Below are 19,604 nucleotides of genomic sequence, written 5' to 3'. Positions count from 1 at the left end.
ATACGAGACAACGTCATGTCTTATCTTGAACCTACCTCGCTAAGCGACCGCCGTCGCGCGCTCATCTTCGTCAACATCATGCTCTCGTGCATCGCCACGACCATCATGGCCACGGCGCTCACCACGGCCCTGCCGCCCATCGTGCACGATCTAGGCGTCACCATGCAGACCGGCCAATGGCTCACCAGCGGCTATTCGCTCGCCATGGGCATCGTCATGCCGCTGACCGCGTTCCTCATCACCCGGTTCCCGACCAAGCCGCTGTATCTCGTGGGCGCCGTGCTGTTCATCGTCGGCTCGCTGGTCTGCGTGGCCCCGGTGCCGTTCGCCGTCATCATGGTCGGCCGCGTCGTACAGGCGTGCGGCAACGGACTGCTCATGTCGATGGCGCAGGTCGTGCTCATGACCATCTACCCGGACAATCGCGGCACGGTCATGGGCTGGTATGGCCTCGCCGTCGGCGTCACGCCGGTGATCGCGCCCACGCTGTCCGGTCTGATGGTCGACGCGTTCGGCTGGCGTTCCATCTTCTACCTGGTGATCGGCGTGATGGCGGTGTCGCTGGCCGCCGCGTGCCTCGTGTTCGGCGACCTACTCAAAACGTCCGAACGGTCCTTCGACATGCTGTCGTTCGCGGTGGGCATCGTCGCGTTCGGCGGCGTGACGCTCGGCGTCGGCAACATCGGCTCCATGCCGTTCACGAGCATGATGGTCCTGCCGCCGTTGGTACTCGGCATCGCGGCGTCCATATGGTTCGTGATGCTGCAGCTGAAGCGCGAGCGCCCGTTCCTCGACATGCGTATCCTATGTCACCGCGGATTCGCATTGAGCGTAATCGGCAGCATGCTGCTGTACTTCGCGATGATGGGGTCGTCGGTGATGCTGCCGCTCTACGTGCAGACCATCAAAGGCGGTTCGGCGTCGATGGCCGGATTGGTGAGCCTGCCCGGCTCGCTCGCCATGGCCATCATCAGCCCGATGGCCGGCCGCCTCTACGACCGGTTCGGCGTGAAGCGGCTGTTCCTCTTGGGCGGCATCTGCCTGACCGCCAGCAACCTGTGCATGGGGCTGCTTCCGTTGTCGGCGTCGATCTGGGTGGCCGCCACGGTCAACGTGGCGCGTTCGCTGGCGATCGGCTGTCTGATGATGCCGTTGGTCACATGGGGCACGAGCGCCGCGGGCGAGGGGCGTCTCGCCGACGCGAACGCGCTGCTCACCGCGTTGCGCACCATAGCCGGCGCGATTGGACAAGCCGTGTTCGTCGGGATGATGACCGCGCTGGCTGCATCCGCGCACGTCGGCGGCATGGCCATGGCCGCGGCGGACATGCACGGCCTGAACCTGACGTATCTGGCCATGGGCGCGTGCGCCGTCCCGCTGATCATCATCCCGCTCGTGTTCCTACGCGGCGGGGAGGGCGGGCGTCGCGCCGCCTGACGATTCGCGTTCGTCGGCATCGATGATGGTCGGACGTGTTCACTCCACGCCGCCCAGCAGCGTGTGCGTATAGTCATGCAGTTGTTCGCGGGTGAGCGTATGACCGCGCAGATACGCCCAATCAAGGACGAGCATCACCGTGTTCGCGTAATGGTCGGCGATCAGGTCGGCCGGCAGGTCGAACCGGTCTCGGTCGACGCAGGTGCGCATGATCTCGTGGGCCTTCCGTTCGATGAACATGTGCAGACTGGAGAACAGGGGACCTTCGGGCGGATTATGCTCCAGCACCGCGCGCAGCATGTCCGCGTTGGACTCCAATAGGCCGGCCATCGCGTCGAGCGCCGTATCCACTCGATGCTCCGGGTCCGATGACGAGAGATCGGAGAGATTCGCCTGCCTGGACAACGCCATCCAGCAGTAGTCGAGCAGGTCGTCGCGGTCCTCGAAATAGTTGTAGAACGTGGCGCGCGGATAACCGGCCCGTTCGCACAGCGCGTTGACGCTGATGCCGGTGAACGGCTTTTCGGTAAGCAAGGCGGTCATCGCGTCGAAGAACGCGTCGAGCGTTCGTTGCGTGCCACGGGTGAGTTTGGCGTTGAGGTCCTTCTTCATGGCAATCCAGCATAGCCTATCGTCCATAATTTTGCAGATGTCAAACTTTATGATAACTTAGACAACTGTACAAACATGGACGTATGGAAAGTTGGAGTCATGACGAACGACAAGACCGCGATCGCGACGCCGATCGCCGAACCGTTGACCCTGCCCTGCGGCGTGAGAGTGAAGAACCGGTTCTACAAGTCCGCGATGAACGAGGCGCTCGCCGGCCGCGACTGCGCGCCGACCGAAGCCCATGTGCACCTCTACCGCACGTGGGCGAGGGGAGGGGCCGGCGTGCTCGTCACCGGCAACGTGATGGTTGACCGCAACCAGCTCGGCGAACCCGGCAACGTGGCTGTCGAGGACGAACGCGACCTGAACATGCTGCGCCGATGGGCGGCCGCCGGCACCGAGCATGGCGCGCACTGCTGGATGCAGATCAACCATCCCGGCCGCCAGTCGCCCATCACCGTCAACCCGCATCCGCTCGCCCCGAGCGCCGGCGGCGTCGACGGCGAATACGGCAGGTTCTTCGCCGAACCGACCGAGCTGACCCACGAGCGGATCCGCGACATCGTGCGTCGGTTCGCCGCCACGGCGCGCATCGCGAAGAAGGCGGGCTTCACCGGCGTAGAGATCCACGCGGCGCACGGTTACCTCATCAACCAGTTCCTCTCGCCGCTCGACAACCGGCGTGCCGACGAATACGGCGGCGGTCTCGAAAACCGCGCCCGGTTCCTGTTCGACGTGTTCGACGCGGTGCGCGAGACGGTCGGCCCCGATTTCCCCGTGGCCGTCAAGCTCAATGCGCAGGACGGCATGCCGGGCGGCTTCAGCGAGGAGGAATCCATCTGGGTCATGAAGCAGCTGGAGAGACGCGGCGTCGATCTCATCGACATCTCCGGCGGTACCTACGCCAGGCCGGTCATCCGGACCAACGGCGGCGCTGCGGAGGACCGCCGCCGCGGCGTCTACTTCACCGATTTCGCACGCCTCGTCAAAGGCGAACTGACCGTGCCGGTCGCCCTGACCGGCGGCTTCCGCAACGCGCGCGACATGGAACACGCGCTGGACGAAGGCATCACGCAGATGATCGGCATCGCCCGCCCTCTGGCGCTCGTGCCCGACCTGCCGAACCGCATCATCCGCGACCGGTGGGACGGGTCCGTCGACCTGCCGCGCGTGACGACCGGCATCAAGCCGCTCGACAAGGCGTTCGGCGGCATCCTCGTCATCAGCTGGTTCGAACTGCAGATGAACCGCATCGCGCGGGGCGAACGCCCCGACCTGCGCATCGGCGGACTCAGGGCGCTCATGTTCGCCATCAAGCGGCATGGCCCCGCCGCCCTCACCCCGCGTCGTCGCAAGGGCCGGCGGTGACGACCGTGCCCGGCATGCCGGCGATGCGTTCCTGCATGGTTGCGGCGATGGGCTGGCGCGTCACCACAGCACGTCGATGGGGGCGGTGGTCTTGTTCTTCTCGATGATGCGGCAGATCTCCTCGGGCGTCTCCTTGCAGCCGCGGCGGATCCACAGCCAGATGATCGAGGAGACGGCGGAGACGAGGATCTCCATCGCGTAGTCCGCCGGGATGCCGTTGTACGCGGACTGCGGGTCGGCGCCGAGCCGTTGCGCCTGCGTGACGATCAGCTGCTTCAGCACCTTCTTCAGCTTGTCGTAGAGCTGCATGTCGTTGCCGGAGCGGGAGATCGCGTTGAAGAACGCGTAGTCGTCGCGCACGTAGCGCAACGCGGCGGAGATCGACTCGGTCCGGAACGCGTCGCAGATCGCCCGGCCCGTGGCGCCGGATACGGTACGGGCCCCGGCATCGCCGTTGTCGACGAGGATGGCCGTCAGGTCGGCGATCGTGTCGTCGATGAGCTGCTGGCGCAGATCGAACTTGTCGAGATAGTGCATGTAGAACGTGCCGCGGTTGATGCCGGCCGTGCGGGCGATGTCGCTCACCGTCATCGCGTCGAATCCCTTCGACTGCACGAGCGTGGTGAACGCCGCCTTGATCTTCGACTCCGTCTTCGTGTGACGTTTGCCCGCCATGCCCCTCCCATCCTCGTTGAACCTTATGTCGAATTATATCAACGTGTTGTCGATATAGGTGGTGAATCACCACTTTCCGCCGATGTGTCCAATCTGAACGGAATCGGGGGAATCGTTCATTGACCGCCGTTCCCATGCGTCCCTACCATCGTGACAACACAATCAACACGTTGTTCATTCATGTAGCGCAGGCGACGACCTGCGACTACCCCTCGGCCGGCTTCGCCGACAGCCCCCGACAAGGGAAACCGAGGGAACACGGGAAAGGCGGACGATGGCATACATCGAAATGGTGCACAGCTTCAAGCGGTACCACATGGGAGACACCACGATCACGGCCAACAACGACGTGAGCTTCGGCATCGGGAAAGGCGAACTCGCTATCATCCTCGGCGCATCCGGCGCCGGCAAATCGACGGTGCTCAACATCCTCGGCGGCATGGACACCAACTCCGAGGGACAGGTGATCATCGACGGCAAGGACATCTCGAACTACACCGCCCATCAGCTCACCGACTACCGCCGTTACGACATCGGCTTCGTATTCCAGTTCTACAACCTCGTCGCCAACCTCACCGCGCGCGAGAACGTGGAACTCGCCTCCGAGATCGTGCGTGACGCGCAGGACCCGGTGCAGGCGCTCGTCGACGTCGGCCTCCAACACCGCATCGACAACTTCCCGGCGCAGCTCTCCGGCGGCGAACAGCAGCGCGTCGCCATCGCCCGCGCCGTCGCCAAGAACCCGAAGATCCTCCTGTGCGACGAACCCACCGGCGCGCTCGACTACAACACCGGCAAACAGGTCCTGAGGATCCTGCAGGACCAGAGCCGCGAGAAAGGCGCCACCGTCGTCATCGTCACCCACAACTCGGCCATCGCGCCGATCGCCGACCGCGTCATCCACATGCACGACGCACGCGTCAAATCCATCGAGACCAACGCGCATCCGATGGACATCGAGGATCTGGAGTGGTGAGCATGGCATACCGTTCCCGCACACGCCGCAAGCGCCGCGCGGCGCAACCGCGCAAACGGATGCTGTGGAAGGACATCCGCATCACCCTGCGCAAGTCCAAAGGCCGGTTCCTCTCCATCGTGAGCCTCATGGCCCTTGGCTCGTTCGCGCTCGTCGGACTGTTCGTCACCGGACCCGACATGCGCATCGCCGGCACCGACTTCTACGACCGCCACAACCTCGCCGACGTCACCGTCATCAGCGACTACGGACTGAGCCGCGAGGACGAGAGGATCATCCGCGCGACCGACGGCGTCGCACAGGCCGAATTCGGCTACTTCAAGGACGTCGTCATCCGGGGCTCCGACCACAGCCTGCGCGTCGCCTCGAAACCCGACAAGGTCTCCACCTACGAGGTGATCGAAGGCCGTCTACCCGAACACGCGAACGAAATCGCGCTCGACCGGGCGGAACGCGACACATACGCGGTCGGCAGCACCATCAAACTCACCGAACGCCCCGACATCGCCGGCGACACCGTACTCAAGCGCAGCGGCTTCACCGTCGTCGGATTCGTCGACGCCAGCGACACCGTCTCCAACCTCAATATGGGCCAATCCACCGCCGGCACCGGCGAACTCGACGGCTACGCGGTCGTCACGAAAACCGTATTCGACTCCGACGTGACGATGATCGGCCGCGTCACCTTCCGCGACACCCGCGGCGTCGACTACTGGACCGCCGACTACCGCGACCGGGTGAACGCGCACAAGACCATACTGGCCAAACGTCTCGCCAACCAACCCGACGCACGCGCCGCCTCCATCCGCGAGGAGAGACGCGCGCAGATCGACAAGGCGCAACACAAGGTCGACGACGCCAAACAGCAGCTCGCCGACACGCAGCAACAACTCGACGACGCGAAAACCCGGATCGAAAACGGCAAGGACCAACTCGCCGACGGCACCATCCAAGCCACCGACCAGGCATCCGCCGCCGTGGCCGAACTCGCCGGAGCGACCGCGCAGATCGCCTCCGCCGACTCCCAGCTCGACGCCGCGCAGACCGCGCTCGCCGCCGGAGCCCAACAACTCGCCCAAGGCCAAGGCCGACTCGACGAATCATGGACCGGGCTCGTCCAGGCGAAAAGCCGACTCGACCAGGCGCGCACCCAGCTCGACGCCGCCAAAGCCGTACTCGACAAGATAGGCGCGCTCCTCGCGCAATGGGAATCGAGCGGCCTGACCGGCGGCGCGTACGACAGCGCCAAGGCGCAGTACGACAAGGCGCTCGCCGCCTACAACGACGCCGTCGCGCAGTATAACGCGAAACTCGCCGACTACAACGCCGCGCTCGCGCAATGGAACGACGGGGCGTCGCGGCTCGAACAAGGATCGCAGGAATACCAAGACAACGCCGCCGCCATCGCGGCCGCGCGCAACCAGCTCGCCGCCAAGCAAAGCGAACTCGGCGCGGCCGTATCCACGTTGGCCGGCAGCGGCTCCGACGGGACGGGATCCGGCGTTTCCCGACTCGTCGAAGGCCAGCGCAGTCTCGAGAAGGCGCAGGACGAGTACGACGCGAAACTCGCCGAATTCAACGCCGCCAAACCCGCGGCCGAGAAGAAGATCGAAAAGGCCGAACGCGACATCGCCCTCGCCCGCGAGAAGATCGACACGCTCGAAGTGCCAGCCTATTCGATCGACGGCCGACGCGAAGGACTGACCTCGAACGGCTACCGCGTGTACGAGATCATCGCGAACATCGTGGAGAAACTCGCCGCGATCTTCCCCGTGTTCCTCTACCTCGTGGCCGCGCTCGTCACCTTCACCACGATGGGCCGCATGGTCGACGAGGAACGCGTCAACTCCGGCACGCTCAAGGCGCTCGGCTACGGCGACGCGGACATCCTCAGGAAGTTCACCTGCTACGGATTCCTCGCCTCCACGCTGGGCACGGTCGTCGGCGTCATCGCCGGCCACACGCTGCTGCCGCTCATCGTCGACCACGCCTACTCCGACGGGTTCACGATGCCGCGCATCGCATTGGCGTTCCACCCCGCCGTCACCGCGGTCGCGTTCCTGCTCGCATGGGTGAGCGCCGTCGTGCCCGCCACCTTGGCCGCCATGCGCGAGCTGAGGGAGAAGCCGGCCGCGTTGCTCCTGCCCAAGCCTCCGGCCAAGGGCTCGAAGATCCTGCTCGAACGGTTCACGCCGTTATGGAACCGGTTGAGCTTCACCCGCAAGGTGACCGCGCGCAACCTGTTCCGCTACAAGTCCCGCGGGCTCATGACGATCCTCGGTGTGGCCGGCGCGGTCTCCCTGCTCACCGCCGGCCTCGGCGTGCAGGGATCGATCGGGCAGATCAGCGAACGACAGTTCGACGAGATCGTCCACTACGACCTCATCGTCGCGGAGAAAAGCGACAACAACGACGAGCAGCGCGCATCCGTGAAGCGGATGATGAAACGCGACGCCGTCGCCTCCTCCACGCCGATCCGCTACGAGGAGGTCACGACGACCGGCGGCAGGCAGGGCGACAAGCAGGACATCACGATGATCGCCACCGACGACGCGTACAGCTTCGTCCGGTACATGACGCTGCGATCCCGCTCCGGCCACCAGCCGCAGACGCTCACCGACCGGGGCGCCGTCATCTCCGAACGCATGGCCTCGATGCTCGGCGTGAAGGAGGGAGACACGGTGACCGTCACCGACGCGGAAGGCGCGCGGCGCACGGTGCGCGTGGACGGCGTGACCGAGATGTACATCGGACATTTCATGTTCATGTCGTCCGGCGGCTACGAGCGCGTGTTCGGCGGGAACTGGCGGGCGAACGCGTACATGGTCCGGCTCAAGGATCCGGGCACGGAGAACGCCGGACGCGTCGGCGCCTCGTTCATGCGCGACGACGGCGTCAGGGGAGTGGTGCAGAACATCACCGCGAAGAACCAGGTGGCCACGATCGTCGATTCGCTCGACCAGATCATGGAGGTGCTCATCCTCGTGGCCGCGCTCCTTGCCGTGGTGATCCTCTATAACCTCACCAACCTCAACGTGTCCGAACGCATCCGCGAACTGTCCACCGTCAAGGTGCTCGGCTTCCACTCGAACGAGACGACCATGTACATCTACCGGGAGACCATCGTGCTCTCCGCGGTCGGCATCCTCGCCGGATACGGGATCGGCGCGGGGCTGCACCGGTACATCATCACCGAGGTGCCGCCCGACGAGGTCATGTTCGACCCGGCGCTCGGGTGGCCGGCGTTCGTCGCGCCGGTCGTGGTGGTCGGCATGGTGCTCGCCGTGCTGGGGGCGGTCGTCTACCGCAGACTCAGGGACGTGGACATGCTCGCCGCGCTCAAATCGGTGGAGTGAGGGCCGGGCGGGGAGGACCGGGGCGGACCCGGGGCGCCCTCCACGGTTCTCCGGTTCGCCCCTATGTCCGGTTCGCCCCCTTAACTAGGGCGTTGTATACGAGAGAGCACGGCGGGAGGAGACGCGCATGGCGAGGAGCACGGGGCATTCCCGTCCGGTGATCAAGGACGTCGCCAAACTCGCCGGCGTCTCCGCTCCCACCGTCTCCCGCTATCTCAACGGCACCGTGAAGGTCTCCGAGGAGAAACGCGCGCGCATCGCCAAGGCCATCGAGGAGCTCGGCTACGAGCCGAGCGTCGTCGCGCGCGCCCTGTCCAACCGGGAAATGGACACGGTGGTGGTCTTCGCGGCCAATCCGGAGGCGTTCTCCACCTCCGAGACCAATCACGGTGTGGAGAGGGCGGCGCGTGCATGCCGGTTCCTCATGAACATCGTCTCCTTGGACGAATCCGACATGGATTCGGTCGAGGCGCGCGTCAGGATGGGCCTGTCCGTGCGCCCGGCCGGCGCCATCGTCTACCAGTACGACCGCGCCGGCATCAAGGCGCTCGACTACCTGCCGAAGGACCTGCCGCTGGTCGTCGTCGGAGGCGGGTTCGGCGACGCCGACCGCCAGATCGTCAATGCCGAACGCGAGGCCGGGCGTTGGATGACCATGCACCTGCTCGACATGGGCCACGAGACCGTCTTCCATGTGACCCGTCCGAAAGGGCCGACCGACAACACCCGCACCGATGGTTGGCATGACGCGCTCAAGGAGCGCGGAGCCGTCATCCACGAGCCGATCGTCGTGTCGCGCGACCTCGAGGAGGCCGTCGAGGCCGGTCGCAGGCTGGGGGAGCGCGACGACGTGACCGCGGTCTTCGCCGGCGACGACGAGACCGCCATCGCCGTCATCCGCGGATTGAAGGAACAGGAACGGCAGGTGCCGGACGATGTCAGCGTCGTAGGCTTCGACGACAGGAACTTCGCCTCCATGTGGTCGCCCGCACTCACCAGCTACGGCCAGAACTACCTCGAAATGGGGCAGCGCGCCTTCCGCATGCTCTACGAGCAGGTGAAGGCCAAGCGCGACGGCGTCGAACCGCCGGACCCCCGCGTGGAGGTGGTCGAGGGACAGCCGGCCCTGCGAGCCTCCGAAACCGTATACGTGCCGTGGCGCTGACGAAGGCCCCTCGGGGTCGGACGGTGTCCCGTCAACGCAGGTGACACACCGTCAACCCGCATCCGACGGACCGGTCTGCCGAAATGGCTAAAATTGGGTATTGACTTTTCTCACAACTCGGTATATGGACAGCGAAACGCCGCGGACATAACGCGACGCTACGCTGTCAACAGCAACTGACCCAAGTGGCGCGTTTCCGCGCGCCCGATACCAATTGAGGTGATTTCGGTGACATTCAAAGCCCCGCTTGATCTCACGGTCCACGCTCCGGATGGAATGTACGACCCCTCCAACGAGCATGACGCCTGCGGTGTGGGCATGGTCACCACGCTCAACAAGCGCCCCGAACACAAGATCGTCAAGGACGCCATCGAGGTGCTGGTCAACCTCGACCACCGCGGCGCGGTCGGCGCCGAGGAGAACACAGGCGACGGCGCCGGCATCCTGATGAGCATGCCGGACGAGTTCATGCGCGCCACCGTGCCGGCCGAGCTGCCCGCCGCCGGCCACTACGCCGCCGGCATCGCGTTCCTCGACCGAGACATCGAGACCTCCGGCCAGCAGGAGCAGGCCATCGCGAAGATCGCCCGCGAGGAGGGCCTCGAGGTCCTCGCCTGGCGCGTCGTGCCCACCAACCCGGACGGGCTCGGCCTTCAGGCCCTCGCCGCCATGCCGAGCTTCAAGACGCTCGTCCTGGCCGATCCGGAAGGAGGCCTCGCCGGCATCGAACTCGACCGCAGGACGTTCCGCATCCGCAAGCGCGTCGAACACGAGGTGGGCGTGTACTTCGCCTCCCTGTCCGCCCGGACCATCACGTACAAGGGCATGCTGACCACCATGCAGCTGACCCACTTCTTCCCGGATCTGGTCGACGAGCGCATGAAGGCCACCATCGCCATCGTCCACTCCCGCTTCTCAACGAACACGTTCCCGAGCTGGCCGCTCGCCCAGCCGTTCCGCCTGCTCGCCCACAACGGCGAGATCAACACCATCCAGGGCAACCGCAACTGGCTGTCCGCGCGCGAGGGGCGCCTGAGCTCCGAACTGCTCGGCGAATTCAAGCCGCTGCTGCCGATCACCACGCCCGGCTACTCCGATTCCGGCACCTTCGACGAGTGCCTCGAACTGCTGCACCTCGCCGGCCGCTCCCTGCCGCACGCCATCTGCATGATGCTGCCGCCGGCCTGGGAGAAGAACGACGATCTCGACCCCGATCTCAAGGCGTTCTACGAGTACAACAACACGCTCATCGAGCCGTGGGACGGCCCGGCCGACATCGTCTTCACCGACGGCACCCAGGTGGGCGCACTGCTCGACCGCAACGGCTTCCGCCCCGGCCGCTGGCAGCTCACCGACGACGGCTACCTTGTGCTCGCCTCCGAGGCGGGCGTCCTGCCCGAGACCGAGCAGGAGCACATCGTCGCCAAGGGCCGTCTCGAGCCCGGCAAGATGTTCCTGGTCGACACGGCCGAAGGCCGCATCGTCCCGGACGAGGAGATCAAGAAGTCCCTCGCCGCCCAGCATCCGTACCGCAAGTGGGTCGAGGGCAATTCCGTGGAGATGAGCGACCTGCCCGCCCGCGAGCACGTCAACCACTCCGGCCAGTCCGTGCAGCGCCGCCAGCGCGCCTTCGGCTACACCGAGGAGGATCTCAAGATCGTCCTCACCCCGATGGCCAACACCGGCAAGGAGCCGCTCGGCTCCATGGGCAACGACACCCCGCTGCCCGCGCTCTCCAAGCGTCCGCGCATGCTCTTCGACTACTTCCACCAGAAGTTCGCCCAGGTGACCAACCCGCCGCTCGACTGGGAGCGCGAGGAGATCGTCACCTGCCTTGAATCCGCGATCGGCCCCGAGCCGAACCTGCTCGCCGACTCCGAACTGCATGCGAAGAAGATCCTCATCCCGCTGCCCGTCATCGACTCCGACGAGATGGCGCAGCTCAAGCGCCTCGACAAGGCGCGCATCCTCGGCGGCTACTACCGTCCGTACGTCGTCAAGGGCCTCTACCAGGTGGCCGGCGGCGGTGCGGCGCTCAAGGAGCGTCTGGACGAGATCTTCGCCGAGATCGACGAGGCCATCGAGAACGGCAGCAACTTCATCGTGCTGTCCGACCGCGATTCCAACCACACGTGGGGTCCGATCCCGTCGCTGCTGCTCACCTCCGCGGTGCAGCACCACCTGCTGCGCCGTCACACCCGTACGCAGATCTCCATGGCCGTCGAGGCCGGCGACGTGCGCGAGATCCACCATGTGGCGCTGCTCATCGCCTACGGCGCGGCCTGCGTGAACCCGTACCTCGCGTTCGAATCCGTCGAGAACCTGTCGCGCGAAGGCTACGTGAAGGTCGACCCGGCCACCGCCGTGAAGAACCTCACCAAGGCCCTGTCCATCGGCGTGCTCAAGATCATGGCGAAGATGGGCGTCTCCACCATCATGAGCTACCGCGGCGCCCAGCTGTTCGAGGCTGTGGGCCTGAGCCAGGATGTCGTCGACGAGTACTTCACCGGCACCACCACCCGCGTGGGCGGAGTCGGCCTCGACGAGATCGCCGAGGAAGTCGCCTCCCGCCACCGCGTCGCCTACCCGAACCAGTGGACCGCATCCCCGCACCGCAACCTGCGCACCGGCGGTCTGTACAAGTGGCGCCGCACCGGCGAGGACCACCTCAACGACCCGGAGGCCATCTTCCTGCTGCAGCAGTCCACCCAGCGCGGCGATTACGGCATGTTCAAGAAGTACACGCACCACATCGACGACACCTCCAACCGTCTGATGACGCTGCGCGGCCTGATGAAGTTCAACCACAACCGCAAGCCGATCGACATCTCCGAGGTCGAGCCGGCCAGCGAGATCGTCAAGCGTTTCTCCACCGGCGCGATGAGCTATGGCTCCATCTCCCAGGAGGCGCACGAGACGCTCGCCATCGCCATGAACAAGATCGGCGCACGCTCCAACTCCGGTGAGGGCGGCGAATCCGACGACCGCATCGAGGATCCGCTGCGCTACAGCCGCATCAAGCAGATCGCCTCCGCGCGCTTCGGCGTCACCTCCGACTACCTCGTGCACGCCACCGACCTGCAGATCAAGCTCGCCCAGGGCGCCAAGCCTGGCGAGGGCGGCCACCTGCCGGGAGCGAAGGTCCCGCCGTGGATCGCCACCGTGCGTCACGCGACGCCGGGCGTGGAGCTCATCTCCCCGCCGCCGCACCACGACATCTACTCCATCGAGGATCTCAAGCAGCTGATCAACGATGCGAAGATGGCGAACCCGAAGGCCCGCGTCCACGTCAAGCTCGTCTCCGAGTTCGGCGTCGGCACCATCGCCGCCGGCGTGGCCAAGTGCCATGCCGACGTGGTGCTCATCTCCGGCTATGACGGCGGCACCGGCGCGGCCCCGCTCAACGCGATCCGCCACGCGGGCACCCCGTGGGAGATCGGTCTGTCCGAGACGCAGCAGACGCTGATCCTCAACGGCCTGCGCTCCCGCATCGTCGTCCAGTGCGACGGCGAGCTCAAGACCGGCCGCGACGTCGTCATCGCCGCCCTGCTCGGCGCCGAGGAATTCGGCTTCGCCACCGCGGCGCTGATCGTCGAAGGCTGCGTCATGATGCGCGCCTGCCAGAAGAACACCTGCCCGCAGGGCATCGCCACCCAGGATCCGGAGCTGCGCGCCCGCTTCCGTGGCAAGCCCGAGCACGTGGTCAACTTCTTCATGTTCATCGCCGAGGAGGTGCGCGAGATCCTCGCCCAGCTCGGCTTCCGCACGCTCGAGGAGGCCGTCGGCCACGTCGAGTGCCTCGACCAGGACGAGGCCATCAAGCGCTGGAAGGCGGACGGCATCGACCTGTCCAACGTGCTCAAGCAGGCCGGCCCGGTGCCCGGCACCATCCTGCACAACACCGAGCCGCAGAACCACGAGCTCGAGAAGGCGCTCGACAACCGCCTCATCGAACTCGCCCGGCCGGCGTTGGAGGAGAAGGAACCGGTGCGCATCGACGTGCCGATCCGCAACGTCAACCGCACCGTCGGCACGATGGTCGGCTACGAGATCACCCGCCGTTACGGCGCCGCCGGCCTGCCCGACGACACCATCGACATGACCCTGCACGGTTCCGGCGGCCAGTCCATCGGCGCGTTCATCCCGCGCGGCGAGACCATCCGCGTGTACGGCGAGGTCAACGACTACGCCGGCAAGGGCCTGTCCGGCGGACGCCTCATCGTCCGCGCCGAGGACGGCGTCACCTTCGACCGACACGAGAACGTGATCGCGGGCAACGTGACCGGCTTCGGCGCCACCTCCGGCGAGATGTTCGTCGCGGGCCGCGCCGGCGAACGCTTCGCCGTGCGCAACTCCGGCGCGACCTTCGTGGTCGAGGGAGTCGGCGACCACGGCTGCGAGTACATGACCGGCGGCACCGTCGTCGTGCTCGGACCCACCGGCCGCAACTTCGGCGCCGGCTTCTCCGGCGGCAACACGTACGTGCTCGACCTCGACATGAAGCAGGTCAACCCGGAGGGCGTCGAGTCCGGCGCGCTGCTGTTCGAGCCGCTCGACGCGGAGACCTCCGACCTCGTGCGCGCGCTCGTCAAGAAGCATGCCGAGGAGACCGGCTCCGAGTTCGCGGCCTCGCTGCTCGAGAACTGGGACGAGAACGCCAAGCGCTTCACGCACGTCGTGCCGAAGCACTTCATCGCCATGGAGAAGGCCATGGCCGACGCGGAAGCCGCACACATCGATTTCAATACGCCCGGCGCCTGGGAGCAGGTGTACGAGCACGTCATGGAAGGAGCGCGCTGAACATGGGCGACCCGAGAGGATTCCTGAAAGTCCGCACCCGCCGCGAGCTGGCCGAGCGTCCGGTCGAGCAGCGCATCAAGGACTGGTTCGACGTGCACGCCGAATCCGGTCTGCAGTCATGGACCACCGAACAGGCGGCCCGCTGCATGGATTGCGGCACCCCGTTCTGCATGACCGGCTGCCCGCTGGGCAACCTCATCCCCGAATTCAACGATCTGGTCCGCCAGGAGCAGTGGGAGGACGCCTACCAGCGTCTGAGCCTGACCAACAACTTCCCCGAAGTGACCGGACGCATCTGCCCGGCCCTGTGCGAGCAGGCGTGCGTGCTCGGCATCCACCAGCCGCCGACGATGATCAAGAACGACGAGTGCACGATCATCGACCAGGCATGGGATCTCGACTACGTCAAGCCGATGCCTCCGCAGCGACTCACCGACCAGACCGTCGCCGTCGTCGGCTCCGGCCCCGCCGGTCTGTCCGCCGCGCAGCAGCTCACCCGTGCCGGCCACACCGTCGTCGTCTACGAGAAGGACGACGCGCTGGGCGGCCTCATGCGCTACGGCATCCCGAACTTCAAGCTCGAGAAGACGCTGCTCGACCGACGCGTCAAGCAGATGGAGGCCGAAGGCACCCGCTTCGAGACCGGCGTGGAGATCGGCAAGGACATCAGCTGGGACGACCTGCGCGACCGGTACGATGCGGTCGTGGTCGCCATCGGCTCCCGCGTGCCGCGCGACATGAAGATCCCCGGCCGTGAGCTCGACGGCATCCACTTCGCGATGGACTTCCTGCCCGACGCGACCCGTCGCATCTACGGCGCCCCGCTCGAACACGACATCACCGCCAAGGACAAGCACGTCATCGTCATCGGCGGCGGCGACACCGGCTCCGACTGCCTCGGCACGTCCATCCGCCAGGGCGCGAAGGACGTCACCGTGCTGCAGATCATGCCGAAGGAGCCTTCGACACGTCCCGACAACCAGCCGTGGCCGACGTTCGCCCGTCTCTACCAGAAGACCACGTCGATGGCCGAGGGCGGCGAGTACCTGTACTCCACGGATTCGGTGAACTTCATCGGTTCCGACGAGGAGCAGGAGCGTATCCACATCGAGAACTCCACCACTGCGGAAGGCTTCGTGGCGGACGAGCACGGCCATGTGACCGGCCTCAAGGTCGTGTCCGTCGCGCCCGGCGAGAACGGCCCGTTCACCCGCCAGCCCGGCACCGAACGTGTGCTGCCCGCCGACCTGGTGCTCATCTCCGTGGGCTTCCTCCACCCGGACACCACGACCATCGTCGACCAGCTGCCCGTCGAACTCGACAAGCGCGGCAACATCGCCCGCAACGACAAGTTCGCCACCTCGCAGGACGGCGTGTTCGTGTGCGGCGACGCCGGCCGAGGCCAGAGCCTCGTCGTGTGGGCCATCGCCGAAGGCCGCTCCTGCGCGGCCGCCGTCGACGAGTACCTGTCCAGCGAGCACACCAGCGAGCTGCCGGCGCCAATCAAGGCGAGCACGCGTCCGATGATGCTGCCGCGTTGATGCTTGACTGATATTGGCCGGATAAGAGGAATTCGTCCGTTGCGTCGACGGTGAACATCTGCTTGGAGGCTGAGTCGTTTCGGGGTCTCCCGACACTATGTAAAACCGGTGTCGGGAGACCCCGTTGCATATGAGGTGAGGTTTCCCGGAGAGCCTCCCGCAGCTCCAGGCGCGCCGAAACCGAATGAAAAATCCGCAAGCCATGTACCATATCATTGGTATATAAGGGATTTTCAAGTGTGCTCCCCGCCTACGCGGGGATGATTCCGAAACAAGCCGGTTGGATTGGGTCGTGTCCGGGTGCTCCCCGCCTACGCGGGGATGATTCCTGTTGATGGCGGACCGGTTGACCGACAACCAGGTGCTCCCCGCCTACGCGGGGATGATTCCGTGGCTCACCACCATCTAAGCCCCACCCCAGGGTGCTCCCCGCCTACGCGGGGATGATTCCGCCTTGCACGCCGGCGCCGACATCGCCGTGGTGTGCTCCCCGCCTACGCGGGGATGATTCCCTAAGCGGCAGTAGGACTAAGCGACTACAGCGGTGCTCCCCGCCTACGCGGGGATGATTCCAGCTGACCGCCGGCACGCAGGGCTACATCATCGTGCTCCCCGCCTACGCGGGGATGATTCCCAGGTCACGAGCTTCGCCGCAAGCCTCGTGAGGTGCTCCCCGCCTACGCGGGGATGATTCCGCGTCGACGAAAGCATTGACGCCGGCGGTAAGGTGCTCCCCGCCTACGCGGGGATGATTCCAGTCCGTGGGCGGCGTGGAAACCGTGTTCGGAGTGCTCCCCGCCTACGCGGGGATGATTCCTTGGATGGTGCAACGTCCAAATACTCGCCAGCGTGCTCCCCGCCTACGCGGGGATGATTCCCGGCTGCCGATGATGGTGAGCAGTTGGGGGCGGTGCTCCCCGCCTACGCGGGGATGATTCCGCCTCGTCGAGGGTGACCATGTCGCCCTGGACGTGCTCCCCGCCTACGCGGGGATGATTCCGACCTGTCCCAAGCCGCGGCCACGGCCTCGTGGTGCTCCCCGCCTACGCGGGGATGATTCCCCGAACCCGCTGTGCCAACCCAGACCGTCAGCGTGCTCCCCGCCTACGCGGGGATGATTCCGTGCCCGGCCGCCTGCGCGGTCTCGGCCCGATGTGCTCCCCGCCTACGCGGGGATGATTCCCAGCCGGAGATAAACAGAACCAACTCAACGGCGTGCTCCCCGCCTACGCGGGGATGATTCCCCGACGAGGAACGGTCGGGCGTCGAACTTCGCGTGCTCCCCGCCTACGCGGGGATGATTCTCGTCGTCGTCGGTGGACTGTCCAACGGCGATAGTGCTCCCCGCCTACGCGGGGATGATTCGCTCCTTCTGACCGTCGTCCATTGCGTCCATGAGTGCTCCCCGCCTACGCGGGGATGATTCCCGCCTATGGACAATCACCCTGACCGAAGGCAGGTGCTCCCCGCCTACGCGGGGATGATTCCCATTTGAAGTAAGGAGACAGTATGACACAGGTGGTGCTCCCCGCCTACGCGGGGATGATTCCGTCAGTGTCTAGCCTACCATGACCGAGCGCCTGTGCTCCCCGCCTACGCGGGGATGATTCTGCAATCCTCGCATGGGCTGACTTGGACGCGGCGTGCTCCCCGCCTACGCGGGGATGATTCCCAGTAGGGGCTCATGTCGAGGCTGGGCAGTTCGTGCTCCCCGCCTACGCGGGGATGATTCTCGATACCAGACAGTACGAGCAGGGCGCGGAAAGTGCTCCCCGCCTACGCGGGGATGATTCGTGGAGGACGACGACGGGCGTCGCACCGTCTAGTGCTCCCCGCCTACGCGGGGATGATTCCGATGGACAAGGTTGCATCGCCGGCGCGGATGGGTGCTCCCCGCCTACGCGGGGATGATTCCATGCAGCCTGGTCGTCATCAAGGGCACGTCGAGTGCTCCCCGCCTACGCGGGGATGATTCCATAAGCGCGAAGGACACAAGGCCGAACGGCGCGTGCTCCCCGCCTACGCGGGGATGATTCCCGTTCGCGGTCCTCGCCGTCGCGAACGAATAAGTGCTCCCCGCCTACGCGGGGATGATTCCTCGTCGTGGCTCACCCCGCTCGTCGGCGTCATCGGCGCCGTCGCGGCCATCAGTGCTCCCCGCCTACGCGGGGATGATTCCGAGCTCATCGGGCTCGGCGCCGACCTCGCCTCGTGCTCCCCGCCTACGCGGGGATGATTCCGTCAAGGGCGAGACCAACAGCGCGGTCGAACAGTGCTCCCCGCCTACGCGGGGATGATTCCGACAATTTCCTCGACGGGCACGTCGAGGCCGGGTGCTCCCCGCCTACGCGGGGATGATTCCACGTCGTGCGCGTTCAGCTTCACAGGGGTTAGGTGCTCCCCGCCTACGCGGGGATGATTCCGCGTTCAGGAACGAACGACCATACTTCGCGTCGTGCTCCCCGCCTACGCGGGGATGATTCCGACTTCGAACTCACCATCGCCAGGCTCATCCCGTGCTCCCCGCCTACGCGGGGATGATTCCGCCGGCAGCTGGCTCATCGCCTCCGGACGAAGGTGCTCCCCGCCTACGCGGGGATGATTCCTTGCAGTGGACGATGTCGTCGGGCGTGTAGTCGTGCTCCCCGCCTACGCGGGGATGATTCCAATGGGGTCGTCTACAATTGGATTCCGGTAGAGTGCTCCCCGCCTACGCGGGGATGATTCCGGCATCGTGAACGTCATCAGCGCAGCGGTAGGGTGCTCCCCGCCTACGCGGGGATGATTCCCTCCTGTCGTACGGGCCGGCCGAAGCCAACAAGTGCTCCCCGCCTACGCGGGGATGATTCCCACTTCTCCGACTGGATGATGTCGCTCACGTGGTGCTCCCCGCCTACGCGGGGATGATCCCGCGCTCTTCGACGACTGCGAGTCGATGCGATCGTGCTCCCCGCCTACGCGGGGATGATCCCGTCACGCCAAGGCAACGAGAGACCTTCACCATGTGCTCCCCGCCTACGCGGGGATGATCCCGCTTCCGCGAAGCATGGTGATAAAAATGTAAAGTGCTCCCCGCCTACGCGGGGCTATAGGAACCAAACGTGGTGTTTATGACTGGGGTTTGGCCTTGTGGCAGTAGGCGTGTCGGGGTGGTTTTAACACGATGTCGTGTTAAAGACCGCCGGTCCGGCCGTCCGGTGCCTGTTCGATGGGTGCATGAGGACGAAGTCGAAGAGGGACCGGCTGTGCCCGGTATGCGGAAAACCGATGAGGAAGAACGGGAGGACGGCCGCCGGCTCCCAACGCTGGAAGTGCGTGGATTGCTCACTGGGGGCCACCGCGCCCAGGACGGACAGGAAGCATGACGCCGACCTGCGGGCCTTCCTCGACTGGCTGCTTTCCGGCAGGACGCAGGGTGACATGGGTCCGGGGCCGCGCGCGTTCCGCAAACGCATCCAATGGTGCTGGAACATCCGACCCGTGATTCCGCCGTGCGCGGTGAGGCATCACACGGTGATGGCGGACGGCACGTACATGAACCATGATTGGTGCCTGATCATCGCGATCGACGGCGGGACCGGCGAGGTGCTGGGCCTCCAGTGGTGCGAGCACGAGTCGAAGGCCGCGTACACGGCGCTGTTCTCACGCATCCCCGCGCCCGACGTGCTCATCAC

At 65.8% G+C, this 19,604-nt stretch carries 10 protein-coding genes and 1 CRISPR repeat array; of the genes, 8 read left to right on the top strand and 2 right to left on the bottom strand.

All coding sequences use genetic code 11. From position 1 onward, the window contains the following. Window positions 1-15: 15 nt before the first annotated feature. Entirely contained in the window at window positions 16-1,437 is a 1,422-nt protein-coding gene (locus GFD21_RS06385) for a DHA2 family efflux MFS transporter permease subunit (RefSeq protein WP_163197106.1), read from the top strand. Window positions 1,438-1,476: 39 nt separating this feature from the next. On the opposite strand, the gene GFD21_RS06380 is transcribed toward GFD21_RS06385, so the two are convergent. Then, the gene (locus tag GFD21_RS06380) at window positions 1,477-2,049 is read right to left on the bottom strand and encodes a TetR/AcrR family transcriptional regulator (RefSeq protein WP_163197105.1); all 573 of its coding nucleotides are present in this window, start codon (window positions 2,047-2,049) and stop codon (window positions 1,477-1,479) included. 99 nt (window positions 2,050-2,148) lie between these two features. Between GFD21_RS06380 and GFD21_RS06375 the strand changes: the two genes are divergently transcribed. Further along, window positions 2,149-3,417: an NADH:flavin oxidoreductase/NADH oxidase family protein gene (locus GFD21_RS06375; protein ID WP_163197104.1), complete on the top strand. Its 1,269-nt coding sequence runs from the start codon at window positions 2,149-2,151 to the stop codon at window positions 3,415-3,417. Window positions 3,418-3,477: 60 nt separating this feature from the next. On the opposite strand, the gene GFD21_RS06370 is transcribed toward GFD21_RS06375, so the two are convergent. Beyond that, entirely contained in the window at window positions 3,478-4,092 is a 615-nt protein-coding gene (locus GFD21_RS06370) for a TetR/AcrR family transcriptional regulator (RefSeq protein WP_163197103.1), read from the bottom strand. Between the two features lie 274 nt (window positions 4,093-4,366). Between GFD21_RS06370 and GFD21_RS06365 the strand changes: the two genes are divergently transcribed. The 6 genes from GFD21_RS06365 to GFD21_RS06340 form a co-directional block, all read left to right on the top strand. Next, a complete protein-coding gene (locus GFD21_RS06365) occupies window positions 4,367-5,068 on the top strand; it encodes an ABC transporter ATP-binding protein (protein ID WP_163197102.1) in 702 nt (233 codons plus the stop codon). 2 nt (window positions 5,069-5,070) lie between these two features. Beyond that, window positions 5,071-8,424, top strand: a complete 3,354-nt coding sequence (locus GFD21_RS06360) for an ABC transporter permease (RefSeq protein ID WP_163197101.1) — start codon at window positions 5,071-5,073, stop codon at window positions 8,422-8,424. Window positions 8,425-8,551: 127 nt separating this feature from the next. Beyond that, window positions 8,552-9,589 (top strand): LacI family DNA-binding transcriptional regulator, encoded by a 1,038-nt coding sequence (locus tag GFD21_RS06355; RefSeq protein ID WP_163197100.1) that lies wholly within the window; start codon window positions 8,552-8,554, stop codon window positions 9,587-9,589. Between the two features lie 228 nt (window positions 9,590-9,817). Then, window positions 9,818-14,389: a glutamate synthase large subunit gene (gene gltB, locus GFD21_RS06350; RefSeq protein WP_163197099.1), complete on the top strand. Its 4,572-nt coding sequence runs from the start codon at window positions 9,818-9,820 to the stop codon at window positions 14,387-14,389. Window positions 14,390-14,391: 2 nt separating this feature from the next. Further along, window positions 14,392-15,930, top strand: a complete 1,539-nt coding sequence (locus GFD21_RS06345) for a glutamate synthase subunit beta (protein ID WP_163197098.1) — start codon at window positions 14,392-14,394, stop codon at window positions 15,928-15,930. Between the two features lie 239 nt (window positions 15,931-16,169). After that, window positions 16,170-18,963: a CRISPR direct-repeat array (repeat unit 29 nt; unit sequence GTGCTCCCCGCCTACGCGGGGATGATTCC). Window positions 18,964-19,146: 183 nt separating this feature from the next. After that, on the top strand, window positions 19,147-19,604 hold a 458-nt coding region (locus GFD21_RS06340; protein WP_449727612.1), incomplete at its 3' end, for a transposase-like zinc-binding domain-containing protein.

It is taken from the genome of Bifidobacterium platyrrhinorum (assembly GCF_010667645.1).
GTDB lineage: Bacteria > Actinomycetota > Actinomycetes > Actinomycetales > Bifidobacteriaceae > Bifidobacterium > Bifidobacterium platyrrhinorum.
The sequence above is the reverse complement of the archived record's forward strand: the minus strand, read 5'-3'. Positions and strand labels throughout refer to the sequence as shown.